Annotated in this window: 14 protein-coding genes and 2 tRNA genes; 7 read left to right on the top strand and 9 right to left on the bottom strand. The window is 62.1% G+C overall.

Annotation, left to right across the window (positions count from 1 at the left end; genetic code table 11):
* Positions 1-155: 155 nt before the first annotated feature.
* Positions 156-2,219 carry a polyphosphate kinase 1 gene (ppk1, locus tag QCE88_RS11740; RefSeq protein WP_309902004.1) on the bottom strand — a complete coding sequence of 688 codons (2,064 nt, stop codon included), beginning with the start codon at positions 2,217-2,219 and terminating at the stop codon, positions 156-158.
* 289 nt (positions 2,220-2,508) lie between these two features.
* On the opposite strand from ppk1, the gene ppx reads away from it, so the two are divergent.
* Positions 2,509-4,020 carry an exopolyphosphatase gene (ppx, locus tag QCE88_RS11735; protein WP_309902001.1) on the top strand — a complete coding sequence of 504 codons (1,512 nt, stop codon included), beginning with the start codon at positions 2,509-2,511 and terminating at the stop codon, positions 4,018-4,020.
* Positions 4,021-4,164: 144 nt separating this feature from the next.
* Here ppx and QCE88_RS11730 read toward each other — a convergent pair whose 3' ends face one another.
* Together QCE88_RS11730 and sixA are read right to left on the bottom strand one after the other, a co-directional pair.
* Positions 4,165-4,989 carry a GNAT family N-acyltransferase gene (locus QCE88_RS11730; protein ID WP_309832805.1) on the bottom strand — a complete coding sequence of 275 codons (825 nt, stop codon included), beginning with the start codon at positions 4,987-4,989 and terminating at the stop codon, positions 4,165-4,167.
* A 145-nt stretch (positions 4,990-5,134) separates the two neighbouring features.
* Positions 5,135-5,593 (bottom strand): phosphohistidine phosphatase SixA, encoded by a 459-nt coding sequence (gene sixA, locus QCE88_RS11725; RefSeq protein ID WP_309901999.1) that lies wholly within the window; start codon positions 5,591-5,593, stop codon positions 5,135-5,137.
* Positions 5,594-5,741: 148 nt separating this feature from the next.
* On the opposite strand from sixA, the gene QCE88_RS11720 reads away from it, so the two are divergent.
* The 3 genes from QCE88_RS11720 (at position 5,742) to QCE88_RS11710 (ending at position 6,589) form a co-directional block, all read left to right on the top strand.
* A tRNA-Pro gene (locus QCE88_RS11720) sits at positions 5,742-5,818 on the top strand.
* A gap of 154 nt (positions 5,819-5,972) precedes the next feature.
* On the top strand, positions 5,973-6,143 hold the full coding sequence (locus QCE88_RS11715; protein WP_309901997.1) for a hypothetical protein: 171 nt from the start codon (positions 5,973-5,975) through the stop codon (positions 6,141-6,143).
* A 293-nt stretch (positions 6,144-6,436) separates the two neighbouring features.
* A complete protein-coding gene (locus QCE88_RS11710) occupies positions 6,437-6,589 on the top strand; it encodes a hypothetical protein (protein ID WP_309901995.1) in 153 nt (50 codons plus the stop codon).
* 45 nt (positions 6,590-6,634) lie between these two features.
* Here the strand turns inward: QCE88_RS11710 and QCE88_RS11705 are convergent, their stop codons facing one another.
* From QCE88_RS11705 to QCE88_RS11695, 3 genes are all read right to left on the bottom strand, one after another.
* A complete protein-coding gene (locus QCE88_RS11705) occupies positions 6,635-6,937 on the bottom strand; it encodes a hypothetical protein (protein WP_309901992.1) in 303 nt (100 codons plus the stop codon).
* 47 nt (positions 6,938-6,984) lie between these two features.
* A complete protein-coding gene (locus QCE88_RS11700) occupies positions 6,985-7,686 on the bottom strand; it encodes a peptidoglycan DD-metalloendopeptidase family protein (protein WP_309901990.1) in 702 nt (233 codons plus the stop codon).
* 113 nt (positions 7,687-7,799) lie between these two features.
* The gene (locus QCE88_RS11695; RefSeq protein WP_309903542.1) at positions 7,800-8,702 is read right to left on the bottom strand and encodes an aldose epimerase; all 903 of its coding nucleotides are present in this window, start codon (positions 8,700-8,702) and stop codon (positions 7,800-7,802) included.
* Between the two features lie 578 nt (positions 8,703-9,280).
* On the opposite strand from QCE88_RS11695, the gene QCE88_RS11690 reads away from it, so the two are divergent.
* Both QCE88_RS11690 and QCE88_RS11685 read left to right on the top strand, forming a co-directional pair.
* Positions 9,281-10,111 carry an undecaprenyl-diphosphate phosphatase gene (locus QCE88_RS11690; RefSeq protein ID WP_309901988.1) on the top strand — a complete coding sequence of 277 codons (831 nt, stop codon included), beginning with the start codon at positions 9,281-9,283 and terminating at the stop codon, positions 10,109-10,111.
* 99 nt (positions 10,112-10,210) lie between these two features.
* A tRNA-Arg gene (locus QCE88_RS11685) sits at positions 10,211-10,287 on the top strand.
* 256 nt (positions 10,288-10,543) lie between these two features.
* Here QCE88_RS11685 and QCE88_RS11680 read toward each other — a convergent pair.
* The 3 genes from QCE88_RS11680 to QCE88_RS11670 are packed head-to-tail and all read right to left on the bottom strand — an operon-like array spanning position 10,544 to position 14,986.
* Positions 10,544-11,974, bottom strand: coding sequence for a mannose-1-phosphate guanylyltransferase/mannose-6-phosphate isomerase (locus tag QCE88_RS11680; protein ID WP_309901986.1), 1,431 nt, complete (start codon positions 11,972-11,974; stop codon positions 10,544-10,546).
* A gap of 4 nt (positions 11,975-11,978) precedes the next feature.
* Positions 11,979-13,826, bottom strand: coding sequence for a capsular biosynthesis protein (locus tag QCE88_RS11675; RefSeq protein ID WP_309901984.1), 1,848 nt, complete (start codon positions 13,824-13,826; stop codon positions 11,979-11,981).
* On the bottom strand, positions 13,826-14,986 hold the full coding sequence (locus QCE88_RS11670; RefSeq protein WP_309901982.1) for a glycosyltransferase family 1 protein: 1,161 nt from the start codon (positions 14,984-14,986) through the stop codon (positions 13,826-13,828). Before QCE88_RS11670 ends, QCE88_RS11675 begins: the two co-directional genes overlap by 1 nt.
* A gap of 141 nt (positions 14,987-15,127) precedes the next feature.
* Between QCE88_RS11670 and QCE88_RS11665 the strand changes: the two genes are divergently transcribed.
* Positions 15,128-16,309, top strand: coding sequence for a polysaccharide biosynthesis/export family protein (locus tag QCE88_RS11665; RefSeq protein ID WP_309903540.1), 1,182 nt, complete (start codon positions 15,128-15,130; stop codon positions 16,307-16,309).
* The last annotated feature ends 41 nt before the right edge of the window (positions 16,310-16,350 follow it).

The raw sequence follows: 16,350 nt of genomic DNA, 5'->3' as shown, positions 1-16,350 counted from the left end.
TTTGGGCGGGAAGAAAAGCTGCTTTCTTTGGTGACTTTCTTTGCAGCCGCAAAGAAAGTTACCCCCGCCCCGGGGAGGGGCAGTGCAAGCAGACCGACGCGAACACGGGAAATCCATGCAAGCGCAAACGAAAGAAAACAGCCTGCGCAAAAAAATCAAGAACAGAACTTCGTCAGCAGCCCCAATTGCGCATTGCGAATCGACTTCCCGGGCCGGCGCTTCCGATAGTGCCCATCGCTCTGCATGACCCACGCGGATTGATTATCCCCGAGACAAACCGATAACCCTTCAGCAATAACCCGCCGCTTCAACCGCCGATCGCGAATCGGAAACGCGACCTCCACCCGCCGGAAGAAATTGCGATCCATCCAGTCCGCGCTCGACAGAAACACATCTTCCTTCCCATTCGCATAAAAATAGAAGATCCGATGATGTTCGAGGAACCGCCCGACGATGGACCTCACGGTAATGTTCTCCGAAAGATCTTCCACGCCTGGCTTCAGCGAACACACCCCTCGCACGATCAAATCGATCTTCACCCCTGCGCGTGAAGCCTCATACAACGCCTCGATCACAGTAGGTTCAAGCAGCGCATTCATCTTCGCCACGATACGAGCCCGCCGCCCAAGTCGCGCATGCTCCGCCTCGGCGCGGATCGCATCGATCAGCTTCGCGTGCAGCGTGAACGGCGACTGCCACAACTGATGCAGCGCGATCTCTCCGCCGATGCCAGTCAGCTGCTGGAACACGTGATGCACGTCCTCGCACATTTCCTGGTCGGCGGTCATCAGCCCGAAGTCGGTATAAAGACGCGCCGTGCGCGGATGATAGTTACCCGTGCCCAAATGCGCGTAACGCTTCAACACCAGCTTGCCGCCCTGCGACACACGCCGCACGATCAACACCATCTTCGCGTGGCATTTGTGGCCCACCACGCCATACACCACATGCGCGCCCACCGCCTCCAGCTGCGAAGCCCAGCTGATATTGGTTTCCTCATCGAAGCGCGCCAGCAGTTCCACCACCACCGTCACTTCCTTGCCATTGCGCGCCGCCTGCATCAGCGCGTCCATCAGCGGCGAATCCGTGCCCGTGCGATAGATGGTCTGCTTGATCGCGACCACTTGCGGGTCCTTCGCGGCCTGCAACAACAGCTCCAGCACAGGCTGAAAACTCTCGTACGGATGATGCATCAGGATGTCGCCCTGATCGATCGCATCGAAGAGATTGGTCGTGTTGGCAATCGCCTTCGGCACCGACGGAATATGCGGCACGAACTTCAGATCCGGCCGATCAACCATCTCAGGCAACTGCATGAGCCGCACCAGGTTCACCGCCCCGTTCACGCGGTACAGGTCGCGCTCGCTCAACTGGCTTTCGTCGAGCAGGCGGCGCACGAGATGCGGCGGCGTCTCCGCCGACACCTCCAGCCGCACCGCATTGCCCAGATGGCGCGCCGGCAGTTCGCCCTGCAGCGCAACCCGCAGATTGGTGATTTCATCTTCGTCGACGAACAACTCGCTGTTGCGCGTAATGCGAAACTGGTTGCAGCCCCGCACGATCAAGTGCGGAAACAGGTCGTTGACGAAATGCTGCATGAACGAGCTCAGCAGCACAAAACCGTGCGGATAGCCTGACAGCGCTTCCGGCATGCGCACGAGGCGCGGCAGCGCGCGCGGGGCCTGCACGATGCCCATCATCGCCTGGCGTCCGAAGGCATCCGTGCCCTCCAGTTCGACAACGAAGTTCAGGCTCTTGTTCAGCACGCGCGGGAACGGATGCGCGGGATCGAGGCCGATCGGCGTCAGCACCGGCAGCAGTTCATTGTGGAAATAATCGCGCGCCCAGGCAGTCTGCTGTTCACTCCAGCTTTCGGCGCCGTGAAAGTAGATGCCTTCCATTTCGAGCGCCGGCAGTACGATGTCATGCAGCATCGAGTATTGCTGGCGCACCAGACGCTGCGCGCGTTCAGACACGAGGTCGTACACATGCTGCAAGGACATGCCGTCCGGCGAAAGCGTGCCGGGGTTGTCGCGCATCTGCTCCTGCAGACCCGCCATGCGGACTTCGAAGAATTCGTCGAGATTACTGCTGGTGATGCAAATGAAGCGCAGGCGTTCCAACAAGGGAACCGTCGTATCGGCGGCTTGCGCGAGAACGCGCTCGTTGAAACCCAATATGCCCAGTTCGCGGTTGAAGAGCGGATAGCGGATGGACATCGGCGGGATGGGAGGTGTCTCGATCAAAGAGGTAAAGGTGCGCTCGAATGCTCTCACAGTTTGATGTATTTTTGATGACAGAACGATTTTCACAAATTCTACTCACAATGCGAATAGCGTCTCAAGAGCGTGCGCACCCGGTCCGCGAAGGGGCTGTCAGAAACGGGCGGACGCGGAAGGCGCGGGCATGCAATAGAATTCGTGCGCTGCAACAGCGCCGCCGTCACGGCGCCGAAGCAGCAGTGCCACAGTAACAACGCTCCCCCACATCACGTTTTCTGGATCTCCGATGGTCACACATCCCCATCTTCTTGCCGCAGTCGACCTCGGATCGAACAGTTTCCGGCTGATCGTCGGCCGGGTCGAGGAAACGCCCGCCGGTAGCCAGATCTATCAGGTCGATGCGCTGCGCGAGCCGGTCCGCCTCGGCGGCGGGCTGTCCCGGGACAAGCTGCTCGACCGCGCCTCGCAAGTGCGCGGCTGGGACGCGCTGAAGCGTTTCGGCGAACGGCTGCGCGATTTCCATCCAGACCAGGTGCGCGCGGTCGCCACGAATACGCTGCGCGTCGCGAAGAACGCGCATGACTTCCTCGCCGAAGCCGAAGCGGCGCTCGGCTTTCCAATCGAAGTCATCGCCGGACGCGAGGAAGCGCGCCTGATCTACGCCGGCGCCGCGCATTCCGTGCCGGCGATCGCGGGCCGGCGTCTCGTCGTCGACATCGGCGGCGGCTCGACCGAGTTCATCATCGGCTCGCACTACACGCCGATCCACATGGAGAGTCTTTACATTGGCTGCGTGAGCCATACGCTCCAGTTCTTCCCGTCCGGCAACGTCGATGAATACACGATGCGCCAGGCCGAACTCGCCGCCAAACGCGAGATCCAGATCATTTCAAGCGAGTACAAGCAGACCGGCTGGGATCAGGCGATCGGTTCGTCGGGCACCGCACGGGCGTTGGCGGAGCTGATCGAGGCGAACGGCTTCAACGACGAAGGCATCACGCACGGCATTTCGCGCGGCGGTCTCGAGCGGCTGAAGCGCGCGGTCATCAAGGCGGAGAACGTCAACCGGCTGAAGCTCACCGCGCTCAAGCCGGATCGCGTGCCCGTGCTGGCAGGCGGACTCTCGATCATGCTCGGCGTCTTCGAGGAACTGGGCATCGACTATGCAGACACGACCGATGCCGCGCTGCGTCTCGGCGTGCTCTATGACCTGCTGGGCCGCTCGCAGCATCAGGACATGCGCACGGTCACCGTGGAGGGCTTCAAGCGGCGCTATGGGGTCGATGCGGCGCAGGCCGACCGCATCGGCGAGCTCGCCATCAGCTTCCACGATCAACTGGGCGAGCCCGACGAAGACCTGCGCGAGGAAAATCGCATGTTCCTTGCGTGGGCGGCGTCGCTGCACGAGATCGGGCTGTCGATCGCGCACAGCGCCTATCACAAGCATTCCGCGTACATCGCCAGCAACGCCGACATGCCGGGCTTCTCACGCACCGATCAGGCGCGCCTCGCCACGCTCGTGCTCGGGCATGCGGGCAAGCTTGGCAAGCTCGCGCAGACGCGCGACGTCGACTGGACGCTTTTGTTCTGCCTGCGGCTCGCGGCGCTGCTGTCGCGCCGGCGCGCGGAGGTCGGCTTGCCGGGCATCGAGGTGCGGGCTGCGGGCGGCGGCTTCGAGGTGCGTCTGCCGAGCGACTGGGTCACGAACAATCCGCTCACCGATTACAGCCTCGTCCAGGAGGCGATGGAATGGGAGAAGATCGGGCGTCCGTATCGCGTGGTCTATACGGGTGATTGAGCGGGTCACTGAAGCGGCTCACTGAAGCGGCTGACTGAAGCGGTTGACTGAGTGCGTGACTGAAGCACCGATGCCTGAATGACGAAGGCCCAGCCGCATGGATGCGCCGGGGCCTTCTTCCTGAACGCGTGCCGCAAGTGCAGCTCAGCGTCCCTGCATGTCGCCGATGAAGTGGCGCGCATAACGCGCGTTGATGTCGGAGAGACGGAACAGCGTGAGGAAATCGGCGGTATTGAAGTCGGGATCCCACGCGGGTGCGCCGCAAATCTTCGCGCCCAGGCGCAGATAACCCTTCACCAGCGGCGGCGGACTGACGTTCGCGCCGGTACGCAGTTCTTCGACCGGCAGCGGCGTATGCGGGAACGCGCGGTATTCGGGCGCCGTCAGCGCATCGGCGGCAAGCGAGGTGTAGAGATTCGCCGCGTAGTGGCCGCCGTCGATCATGCCGACGCTCGCGCAGCCAAGCATCGTTTCATAGCCGTTCTGCATCATATAGGCGGCGAGCCCGCCCCACAGCGACATGATCACCGCCCCGTTGCGATAGTCGGGATGCACGCACGAACGGCCCACCTCGACGAGCTTCGGTCGCAGGTGCGTGAGACGCGACACGTCGAACTCGCTTTCCGCGTACAGGCGGCCGATACGCGCAGCCTGATGCGGCGGCAGCACGCGATACGTGCCAACCACTTGCAGGCTGTCCAGATCGCGTACGAGCAGGTGATCGCAATAGGCGTCGAAAACATCGACGTCGAGCCCGGCGGGACCGGAAAGACGCGCGCCCATCTCTTCCGAGAACACGCGATAGCGCAGGCGTTGAGCGTCGCGCAGGGCGTCGTCGTCGCGCGCCCACGAGACTTGCAGGCGCTCGCGTCCCGTGTGGGTTTCGGACGTGCGCGGAAGATGACGGCGCGATTCGAGCGAGAAGGATGCCGCTCCGAGTTGCAGGACGGGCGTCGGCAGATCTTGCATTGGCTTTCCTCGACAGGACGTGGCTGTGGCTTGAGTCCTCGCCAATGTAGTAATCCGCGATGACGCTCGCATGGCATGGCAATGACGTTTCGGTGAAACGCCTTGGACCTTGTCATGTGCCGCTGTCCGCGTGACGCGCTTCAGTTCATAGCAGATCCGGATTGATGACCGCGCGCAGCACCGTCTGGCCGTCGCCCAGGCGCGTGCGCGACTGGAACCACCAGACGCCCGACTTCTTCACCGACCATTCCGTTTCCGTGCCCGTCATGAGAAGGGCGGCAAGGCGGCCGAGCGTCGGCTGATGGCCGATCACGACAACCGTTTCAGCCATGCCGTCGGGCCAGCCCGCAGCGTCGAGCACGGCCTGCGCGCTGTTGCCGGGCGCGAGCGCATCGACGACGCGATACCGGTCGCCGAACGCTTCGGCCGTCTGGATCGTGCGCGTCGCGGGGCTGGCGAGCAGGAGGGCGTCATCGCCGACGCGCGCCTTCAGCCACCTCGCGACGCTCTGCGCCTGCTTGCGCCCGCGCGACGTGAGCTGACGCGCAAGATCGCTTGGCGCCTGATCTTCCGCTTCGGCATGGCGCCAGAGAATGAGGTTCATCGCTTGTCTCCGCTGAGAAAGGGGTAACGAGCAAGGTTCGCACGCAGGTTCCATTGCAGGAAGTTGCGTGCCCGCGCGTCGCTGCTAAGAAGCTTGCATGTCCGGCATTGCGGATGCGTGGCCGGCACGCTACAATTCGCGGCTCGTTCGGAGCGTAGCGCAGCCTGGTAGCGCATCTGATTTGGGATCAGAGGGTCGTAGGTTCGAATCCTATCGCTCCGACCACCACACACGAAGGGGTTACAAGTTACGGCTTGTAACCCCTTTGCCGTTTCTGAAGTTCAATCGGCGCGTTGATGAACGTGTCGATGAAGTTCCATTGAGCTTCAATCGGCCAGGCGTCCAGCCGATGCTCTGTCCAACCCTGTCCAGGAGCACCATGTCGCGTATCGTTCTTGCAGCTGTCACTGTTTTCACGCTGGCGCTCGGCTTGTCCGCCTGCGCAGAATCCCCGAACCAGAAACATCCGCCGCAGGATCCGCCCGACTACAAGGGCGTGCCCACCGACATGACGCCGCCGATGATCATCGCACCGGCACAACCGCAATAACGCTCACGAGGCCAGCGCACAGGCGAGGCCCCGATGCAGACGCACCGGGGCCTCTGACCCGCGCCGGCCGTTCGCGCGGATACCGCGCACGGGCTGAACACATTTTAAGAAGACGCCCGGGACAGGGCTGTATGCGCTTGTTTCGGAGCGTAACGGGATGCAAAGGCGGAGTGACGGGCGCCCAGTCGGCAAGATACGGAAATAGCTACCTGCCGCACACACTGACGAATCATTCAAGCGAACATTTTGCTGGAACGGTATCATCCAACAAATTGTTTCAAAATGTATCGATCATGAATCTGCTGTGGGTTTTCGCCGTCGTCGCCCCTTTGGGTTTGGCCTCGCTGTTCGCGTTTGCCGCGCGTATCGATCCGTTATCGGGACACTGGCGCGCCCCGTCCGACACGCTCCCGGATGACGATGCCATGGCCGGCTTCGACGCCTGAAACAATCCGCGTAGGTAGTCGGCCATCACGCCGCCGCGGCAACGCTCATTGCTTGCAGCGGATCACCATCGAGCGATTCTTGATGTTCGCTCCAAAGATTCCGCCCACCGAACCGCCGGCCGTCGCGCCGTTGTCGGCATCCTTCGAAATCACGTCATAGCCGTACGCACCGCAGGTTTCTCCCGCCTGCTTGTAGCAGGCAGCCCAGCTGGTGGAAGCGTCGCCGCCGCTGCAGTTGATGGCGAAGCCGGTATCGCCCGAAGGCAGATAGGTCATCTTCGTCGTATGCGCGCAGCCTGCGAGCGCACCGGTCAATGCGAGCGCCGCGCAGACGGCCGCAGCGTTCATTCTCTTCTTCAAATTCATCGATCTTCCTTGTAACGTCCGCCGCGCGTTCAGCGCGACGGCAGATAGCGCGCCGGGTCCACCGAGCGGCCCATATAGCGCACTTCGAAATGCAGCATCGTGCGGTTGCTGTCGGTATCGCCCATCTCGGCGATCTGCTGGCCCTGCTGCACGGTCTGGCCTTCCTTCACCAGCAGGACGCGGTTGTGTGCGTAGGCGGTCAGATAGTCGTCGTCGTGCTTGACGATCAGCATGTTGCCGTAGCCGCGCAGGCCGTTGCCCGCGTAGACGACGCTGCCGGCCGCCGCCGCGATGACCGGCGTGCCCGCGGCATTGGCGATGTCGACGCCCTTCGAATTCTTGCCGTCGAAACCGCGGATCACGCTGCCCTGTGCAGGCCAGACGAGCGACACGCCCGGTCCCGCCTTGCCCTGTGCCGACGATTGCGTTGCCGATTGTGTGCCGGCATTCGTGTCCGTCGAGCCGGACGAGGCCGCGGCGGATGTCGCCGAGGTCGCGCTGCCGGGGGGCGGGGCGACGCGCAGCACCTGTCCGACCTCGATGGCGTCGGGATTGGAGAGCCCGTTCCAGCGCGCGATATTGGCGACGCTGGTGCGCTTGGCGCGCGCGATCTTCGATACCGTGTCGCCGCGCTCCACTCGATAGAAGCCGGGCCCGACCGGCGCCGAGCCGCAGGCGGCCAGCACCGCGATGAGTGACGTGCAGACGAGCCGTCGAATTCCTGTTTGCAAACCTGACCTCGCAAGGCGTCGCCACGCGGAGTCGGAGCACGGCCGCGCGGCGGAAAGAAAGGCAGGATTTTACAGGCTCGGGTTTGCCCGAACAGAAAGCCGCCCGCAGTGCGTCACGCAGCGGGCGTCACGACCAGTCTGAGCGATGCCGTTTCGGTCTTGCCGGGCGCGAGCCAGCGCAGGCCGCGGCCGTTGTGAATGGCGTCCGGCAGGCCGATCCACGGCTCGACGCAGTAGAAGTCCGAGGTATCCGACTCGGTCCAGGTGGTGACGGCGTACCACGGCACCGAGTCGGGCTGTTGCAGTTCGAAGCGCACTGCGCGCCCGAGACTCGGCAGATTCAGCAGCATCGGTTCGTCGGGCTGGCGCGTGAGACAGTGAAACACGTCGACGATGGCCGGATCCGCGAGCGAATAACTCGCCAGGCCCGCTTCGGCGGCGGTGATGGATCCGTCCGGCAACTGCCGGCGGCGTTCGGTGTGCGGCAGCTGCACGCTGCTTTCGGCGCGCTGGCCGTGCGGCAGATGGAAGTAGAAGTGATGTCCGGCGTAGTAGGGCAGCGGCACTTCGCCCGGATTCGACGTGGTGAGTTCCACTTCGAGCGTGTGCGCATCGACGATGCGGTAGGCCGCCTCGAAGCGGAACGCGAACGGATAGCCGGCGCGGGTGGCGTCGCTGTCGACGAGGGTCATGCGCACGCCGTGGCCATCCGCGTCGCGCGTCCAGGTGAAGGGCAGGTCGCGCGCGAAGCCGTGCGTGGGCAGTGCATGGACGACGCCTTCGGGATCGCGCCAATGCCCGATCTGCCCGTCGACGAAATGCCGCCCGAGAAACGGGAACAACAGCGGATTGCCGCCACGGATTTTGGCGGGCTTGGACCAGTCGGGCGCATCGGGCCAGTGAATGACGGGCTCGCCGCCGACCCGCCAGGTCATGAGCCGCCCGCCGGCATGCGGCGCGAGCAGAAGGGCGGCGCCGTCGCGCTCGATTTCGATGACTTCCTGTTCCATTGACATGATGGCCATGCACTCCGTTGAGGGTAGGGCTAGCGCGCGTCGGGACGAGGAGACGGCGCTGCTCGCGAGTGGGATGATTCTGCCTCAGATTGTCTACAGGGAAACCCTTTGCGGGAAATTGCGACTGACCGATGCCCGGTCGATATGGTCTTATAGGTTCCCAGTGTTGGGAACCAGACGGACAAGGAGTGACCATGGATCTGGCGATGGCGATGGGTGTCGCGATGTTCGGCCTCTTCGGGGCGAGCACGGCGCTTTTTCTGTACAAGCTGAAGGCCTGACCGGCCGTCGCACAGCCGCTTGCGCGAGGGCATTTCTTTCGGATTGCCTTTGAACTGCTTTCTATAACTTATCGATTCGCCGACGATTGTCTGTCGGTGTCTTTTGTGTGCTGTTTTGTGTGCGGTAGCGCTTGGCGCTCGATAGGCCTGTCGGCATAATCGGGTCCGTTCGTGCGCCGTGTCACCCTGCCTTCCTGCCTGATCTCCCTGTACGCCTCGTCTGGCTTCGCGCGACGCGCGGGATGCCGGGGTGCAATTCCACGGCGCGTCCCTCCCTTCCCGAAAAAGGACCGACGCGTGACTCTGTGGTTTCTCGTATTCCTGAGCGTCCTGCAGGGCGTTACCGAACTCTTCCCCGTCAGCAGTCTCGGCCATACCTTGCTGGTCCCCGGACTGATCGGCATGCATATTGACAAGCATGCGCCGCAGTTGCTGCCGTTTCTCGTAGCGCTGCATCTCGGCACCGCCATCGCCTTGCTGTGGTATTTCCGCGTGCGCTGGGTCGCGCTGATCCGCGGCTTCTTTGCGTCGCTTGGCGGCCGCAAGAACGACGACGGCCACATGATGTGGGCGCTCATCATCGGTACGATTCCGACGGGCATCGTCGGCTTGCTGCTCGAAAAGCGTCTTGAGGCACTTTTTCACGATTTGCGGATCGTGGCGGCGGCGCTGATCGTCAATGGCGTGCTGCTGTGGTTCGGCGACCGGCTGCAAAAGCGCCGCGCGCTGCAGGCGCCGGAGAAGCTCACGTTCAAGCAGGCGTTTCTGGTGGGGCTGGCGCAGATCGGTGCGCTGATTCCGGGGTTCTCGCGCAGCGGCCTGACGATGATCGCGGGCGTCGGTGCTGGCCTGACGGCCGAGGCAGCGGCGGAGTTTTCGTTCCTGCTCGGTACGCCGATCATTTTTGCAGCAGGCGTGCTCGAACTGCCGAAGCTGTTCCATGCGCCGGGCCAGTTGTTCGATTCGGTGCTCGGCGGCGTGCTGACGGGCATCGCGGCCTATCTCAGCGTGCGCTTCCTGATGCGCTACTTCGAAGGGCACGGCAAGCTGGCGTCGTTCGGCGTGTACTGCGTGATCGCGGGGATCTTCTTCCTCGGCTGGTTCATGATGCATCCGCAGCCGCTCTAGCCAGACGAAGCGGGGTGTGGGCGCCCCGGAATGAGGTAAAATCGCCGTCTCTTCAGATCCGCGGCCGGGTTGCTTCATCCTGGCCGCGCGCGTCGATATCCGCCCTTAGCTCAGCTGGATAGAGCAACGGCCTTCTAAGCCGTAGGTCACACGTTCGAGTCGTGTAGGGCGGGCCAGAAAATCTTGGGGTTATGGCTGCGTTTCCTGCTGGCTCGAAGGCGAGGGATTTTCGCCTGTACGCGCAGCCTCGGTGCATTGCTATCCTCGACCGTCCCTACGCAAACTCGAGCGCTCTGATTCCATGAGGTAGCCTTTGGCGATGCATGGGGGCGCCCGCTGGTGTAAGGACAAGATCACTTGCTGGCGGGGCGTCCCCCGGCGGGCTTGAATCAGCCGAACCGGGACAAGGACGCCGCACCACCGCCTACCTCTTCAATTGTTGCCTACGCGCCCGTACGTGTCTTCAAAGCGGACGATATCATCCTCGCCGAGATACGAGCCCGATTGCACTTCAATCAGTTCCAGCGGAATGCGGCCAGGATTTCGCAAGCGGTGCGTGACGCCGAGCGGAATATACGTCGACTGATTCTCGGAAAGAATGATTTCATTGTCGCCATTGGTGACGATCGCCGTGCCCTTCACGACGATCCAGTGCTCCGCGCGATGATGATGCATCTGCAAACTCAACTGAGCGGCAGGATTCACGACGATTCGCTTGACCTGGAAGCGGTCACCTTGATCGATGCCTTCGTACGAGCCCCACGGACGTACCACGCGGCGATGCGTGACCGACTCATGCCGTCCCGACGCATTGAGCCGCTCGACGATTTTCTTGACGTCCTGCGCACGATCGCGATGCGCGACCAGCACCGCATCCGCCGTTTCGACGATGACGACATTGTCCAGCCCGATCGCCGCCACCATCCGATGCTCGGCGCGCACATAGGAATTCGTGACGCCTTCAGCGAGCACGTCGCCGATCACAGCGTTGCCTGCGTCATCGGTGTCGGCTATTTCGGCCAATGCCGACCATGAGCCGATATCGTTCCAGCCGAGGTCCGCGGCCGCAATCACGGCCGCGCGGTCCGTCTTTTCCATCACCGCATAGTCGACCGATACGTTCGGGCAGCGCATGAAAGCACTCGCGTCGAGGCGAATGAAGTCGTTGTCGCATTTGGCGTCATCGAGCGCGAGCGCAGACGTTTCGGCGATGTCCGGTGCATGGCGCGTCAGTTCAGCCAGATAGGTCGATGCCTTCAGCATGAACATACCGCTGTTCCAGTAATATCCGCCGTCCGACAGAAAGCGTTCGGCGGTCTGCGCATCCGGTTTCTCAACGAAGGCATCGACCGCATGCGCGCCCGATTGCGACGACAAGGCCGCGCCTGCGCGAATGTAGCCATAACCCGTATGCGCGGACGTCGGCTCGATACCGAAGGTCACGAGATGGCCGTCCGCCGCCACGGCACTCGCCGCTTGCACGAGTTCGGCGTACACGCGTTCGTTAAGGATGACGTGATCCGAGGGCAGTACGAGCAGCAAAGCATCCTGTCCATCGCGGGTGGCGAGTTGTGCTGCCACGGCAATTGCCGGCGCCGTGTTGCGACCCGCCGGTTCCAGCACGATCGCGGAGGGCTGCACGCCGATCTGGCGCAGTTGTTCCGCCACCAGAAAGCGCTGCTCGTTGTTGGTGACGACGATCGGCGCGGCGACATGCTCGACGTCGTGCAGTCGCCTGGCCGTCTGCTGAACCAACGTGAGTTCCCCCGTGAGCTTGAGGTACTGCTTCGGATAACCGCCACGGGACATGGGCCACAAACGAGTGCCACTACCGCCGCAGAGAATGACCGGTACGATTTTCATGTGATTACTGTTCCTGTGCCTGGGTGTTTGATTCGGTTGAGCCACAATGCGCGTGCCGCACACGCCATGCCATATGTCGGAGTGCATTGCGGCACCATCGGATGATCTTCAAGAGCATCCGCAGATGTTTCGGTTGCTTTGACAGCGGGCGCGAAGCCCGCCGGGCAAGTTGCTGGACGATTGCTTCCGGTGTAGTGTGAATCGCCAGATGCCAATCGAAGTAAATCGGATAGCGAATCAATGCGCCTGCCACCAACTGGTCGAGCGTAAGCGTGCGCTTGCGCCATGAAGGCGGGGCGAGCGCGTCGTGCGTAAGACCCCAGCCCGCATAGAACGGCATGCCATAGGTGAAGACGTCCTTGCCGCGCAGCAGCGCATCGAAACCGGCGAGCGATGATAGCGTGTGAACTTCATCGGCGCGATCCACGAGCGAAAGCAGATCGGCTTCGATATCAACCATATCGGCGAGACTGTGGGCATCGATCAGTCCCTCCCGATTACCTGACAGTACATCCGGATGCGGCTTGTACACGATGAACGCGTCCCGACGCAGCCGTCGAACTTCGCGCAACAAGGCATCGGCCGTCGTGATGCCGCGTGTGCCGAGCCGGATCGATGCATCGTCGGCAACCTGGCCCGGCACGAGCACGACACGCTTTCCTCGCGGCGCGCGCCATGCAGGCGCACATCGGCCGAGGTTGTATTTGGTAAGGCCCGCTTCGACAATAGAGCGTCTCAGCGCTGCGCTTCGTGCGAGTTCGGTCTCGCTGAAGTCGGTTTCGTTCAGCAGCGTGGAAAGGTCGCTTGGGCGGCTTGCATCGAAGTAAATGCCGCGCTGGTCGATCACCTGGCTCATCGGTGCGATCATGTCGGAGCCGAGCCCGCACGAGTGCAAGAAGCCGTCTTCGATACGAAAGTGCTTCACGCCGTCAGGTAATCCTTTTGCGCTTCGTGCGCCCCAAAAAGCGGCAAGTTCGTGGCACGAGCGTTGCCCGGGCTCGTCGGTCCAGCAGAGTGCGTTGCCGCCCGCGCGCAAGAAAGGCGTCGCGAAGGGGCGCTTCCATATTTGAAAGCGTACGCCCGCGACGGTCGGCAGATCCGCAAAACGCTGACGCACTTGAGCATGTGCTTCGAGCGCGTCGAGCAGTTGATCGAGCGTGCCTTCCTTGTGTGTCGACGGATCGACATAGCGAGCCCAATGCATGAATGTCAGTTCGAACAGCGCATGCAATGTAGGGCGCGCGGTGCGATCAGGCAAGGCGTTTGCATCATGCGTCAGGCCCCAGCCTGCGTAGTACGGTGCGCCGAACACATGTACCGGCTTGCCTGCGATCAACGCGTGCATGCCCTCTGCCGCGCTCAGCGTATAGACATGATCCACATGCGCAAACGCGGCGCAGATAGAGTATCTATCGTCGATGCTGCGAACATCGTGCAACGTCAGGTCGCATGAGGCCGACAGCCAGGTTCCTCGCGCACGTTCACCGGATCGCGTGATCCACAACTCGGCGTCGGGGTGCGACGTGCGCGCCGCATCGAACATGAGTGACCATGTGCGTGGGTCGTTGCGCGCGACGCCATGCATCGTGCATGAGCGCTGGCGTTGGTCGATGATGAGCACACGTGTCCGTTCGCGCGCCGTCAGCAACGCGGGCGCACAGTAAGGCAAGCGATCACGTGCGGGCGTGGCGTGCGCAGACAGCACGCGTTGCATCGTATGCGCGATGCTGGGCGAGAGACCGAGGGTGATGTCGTGGAGCGCATCCGTCAATGCCTCCGATGGCACGATCCAGCGCGACAGCATGCGAGTGCCGCGCGGCGCGTTCGACCATACCGGACCCGACATGGACATCAGCGCAACGCCTCAATGAAGCGATCGACTACATCGAAATGTTGCTGCCACGTTGGTGCCTGAAAGTCTTTTATACGCGCGATCTGCGCGTTTCGTGCCGTGTTTGAAGGGTCTGAATAGGCGCGAATGCTTTGGAGCCAGCATGGACCGTCGAGCGGATCGAGATACTCGGGGATATCGCCGGCGATCTCGTGGAAGACATCGAGATCGCTGGCGAGCACGGGCACGCCCAGCGTGAGCGCCTCCACGAGCGGCATGCCATAGCCTTCGACGAAAGAAGGAAACAGCAGCGCCTGCGCATGCTGAAGCCACGCCTGAAGCCGTTCGTCATTGCAATCTGCTTCTTCGATGACCGCTTGTTTAAGCGGCGCGCTGCGTTCAAGCATGTCGACGGCGTTTTCGCACTCCCATCCGCGACGCCCGATGATGACGAGTTTCGGCGCAGCATCGCCGAGTTGTTCAACGAGTCGACGCCATACCTGGAGCATGAGCCAGTGGTTCTTGCGCGGCTCGATGGTGCCGAGCATGACGAAGTAGGGCACATCGATGAGACGCTTCACGCGCGCCCTGAGTTCGAGACCCGGGGCAAGATGGGCAACGACTGCTGACGGCACGCACAGGCCTGCGGTGTGCGCTTCGTCATCCAGCGTATCCAGCGTGTACTTCGAATTGGCGATGATGCCGTGTGCGTGCCTCAAAGCCGAATGCATGCGCTGACGATGAGTAGCGTCGACAGCAGGCCGGCAATACTCTGCATGGGTGAGCGGAATGAGGTCGTGCACCATCGCGACAGTGCGTATGCCGCGACGCTTCATCGCATGCATATAACGCGCGCGCTCGATTCCCGAGTGACTGGTATGCAGCAGCGTTGCCTGCATGAAGTTGTCATTGCGCAACACGCGACATGCCGCTTCGACAATGAGCTTTCGCACCTTGTTTGACGATGCGAAATTCTGTTCGAGCAAGAGTTCGAAGGCGCGCTTCGATTGTGACGACGACAACACGACGCTCATGCCTGCTTCGCTGAGTACGGCGCGCGTGTCTGGGCGCACGCTGTAATGGCGTACGTATTCGAGCCCGACGCGGTCCACCCCGGTAGGCAATTTCTGCTTCAAGAGACGATGAAGCAAACGCGAAACATCCAGCAGAACAGCGGCCAATTTCTCTATGCTACCCAAACGTGTTGTGACAGAATTCGTGGCGACCGATACTTTGATCGACTGATTGATTCAACTTGCTTCTCTCTATTTCGAATCGCTTCTCGTAGTGTTCAACTGCGTCAACAACGAGCTTCCCTACCCATGTATTGCCGAAGAACTGCACTAAGCCTGATCGCTTCCTCCACGCTCTTCGGAGTGACCGCGTGTTCGGTCGTTCCTTCGTCGGGTCCCACCGCGGCCCAGGTCATGAGCGTCGGCGATGAATCCAACAACCAGGCCACCCAGGCACTGGGTGGCATTCAAATCATCGACGTCACTGACGATGTCGCCCGCAAACTGCTCGCCGAGCGCAGCACCGACGACTTCGCAAAGAGCCTCGGCAACGCCCGCCTCGGACGCCAGCAATTCGGCCCGGGCGATGTGATCGAAGTCTCCGTTTGGGAGGCTCCGCCTGCCACGCTCTTCGGCACCACCATGTCGCAGGCCGACATCGGTGGCAGCGCAGGCGCGAAGGCCACGGTGCTGCCGGCGCAGATCATCGATACGGACGGCAAGATCGATGTTCCCTTCGTCGGCCAGGTACAGGCCGCCGGCCGCTCGTCGACCGAACTGTCGCAAGCGATCGCAGCGCGCCTCAAGGGCAAGGCCAATCAGCCGCAAGTCCTCGTCCGCCTCGTCAAGAACGCCACCTCCTATGTCACGGTAGTGGGCGACGTGAACGCCAGTTCGCGCATGGAACTTACCGCGGGCGGCGAACGACTCCTCGATGCACTGGCCAACTCCGGTGGCGTCAAGCAACCTGTCGACAAGACCATGATTCAGGTCACACGCGGCGACATGGTCGAATCGCTGCCGTTGCAGACCATCATTCGCGACCCGCGCCAGAACGTGCCGCTTCATGCAGGCGACGTCGTGACCGCGCTGTTCCAGCCGCTGAGCTTCACGGTGCTCGGCGCCTCCGGCAAGAACGACGAAATCAACTTCGAAGCGCAAGGCATCACGCTCTCGCAGGCACTCGCTCGCGCGGGCGGTTTGAACGACAGTCGTTCGGACCCGAAGGGCGTGTTCATCTTTCGCTTCGAGCCTAAAGACGCTCTCAACTGGCCCAATCAGCCGGTGCGTACCACGGCGGACGACAAGGTGCCGGTGGTGTATCGCTTGAATCTGAAAGACCCGTCGAGTTTCTTCGTCGCGCAGTCGTTTCCGATGAGCAATCGAGACCTGGTGTATGTGTCGAATGCGCCGGTGGCCGAGTTGCAGAAGTTCTTGAATCTGGTGTTTTCGGTGGCCTTCCCGGTGACCAACGTGATTCGGACGTATTGATATCCGAAGCCCGATTTGATCCGGGGCGCCCCGAACGGGGG

Source organism: Caballeronia sp. LZ035 (genome assembly GCF_031451175.1).
GTDB lineage: Bacteria > Pseudomonadota > Gammaproteobacteria > Burkholderiales > Burkholderiaceae > Caballeronia.
This window is presented reverse-complemented; position numbering and strand designations above follow the sequence as displayed.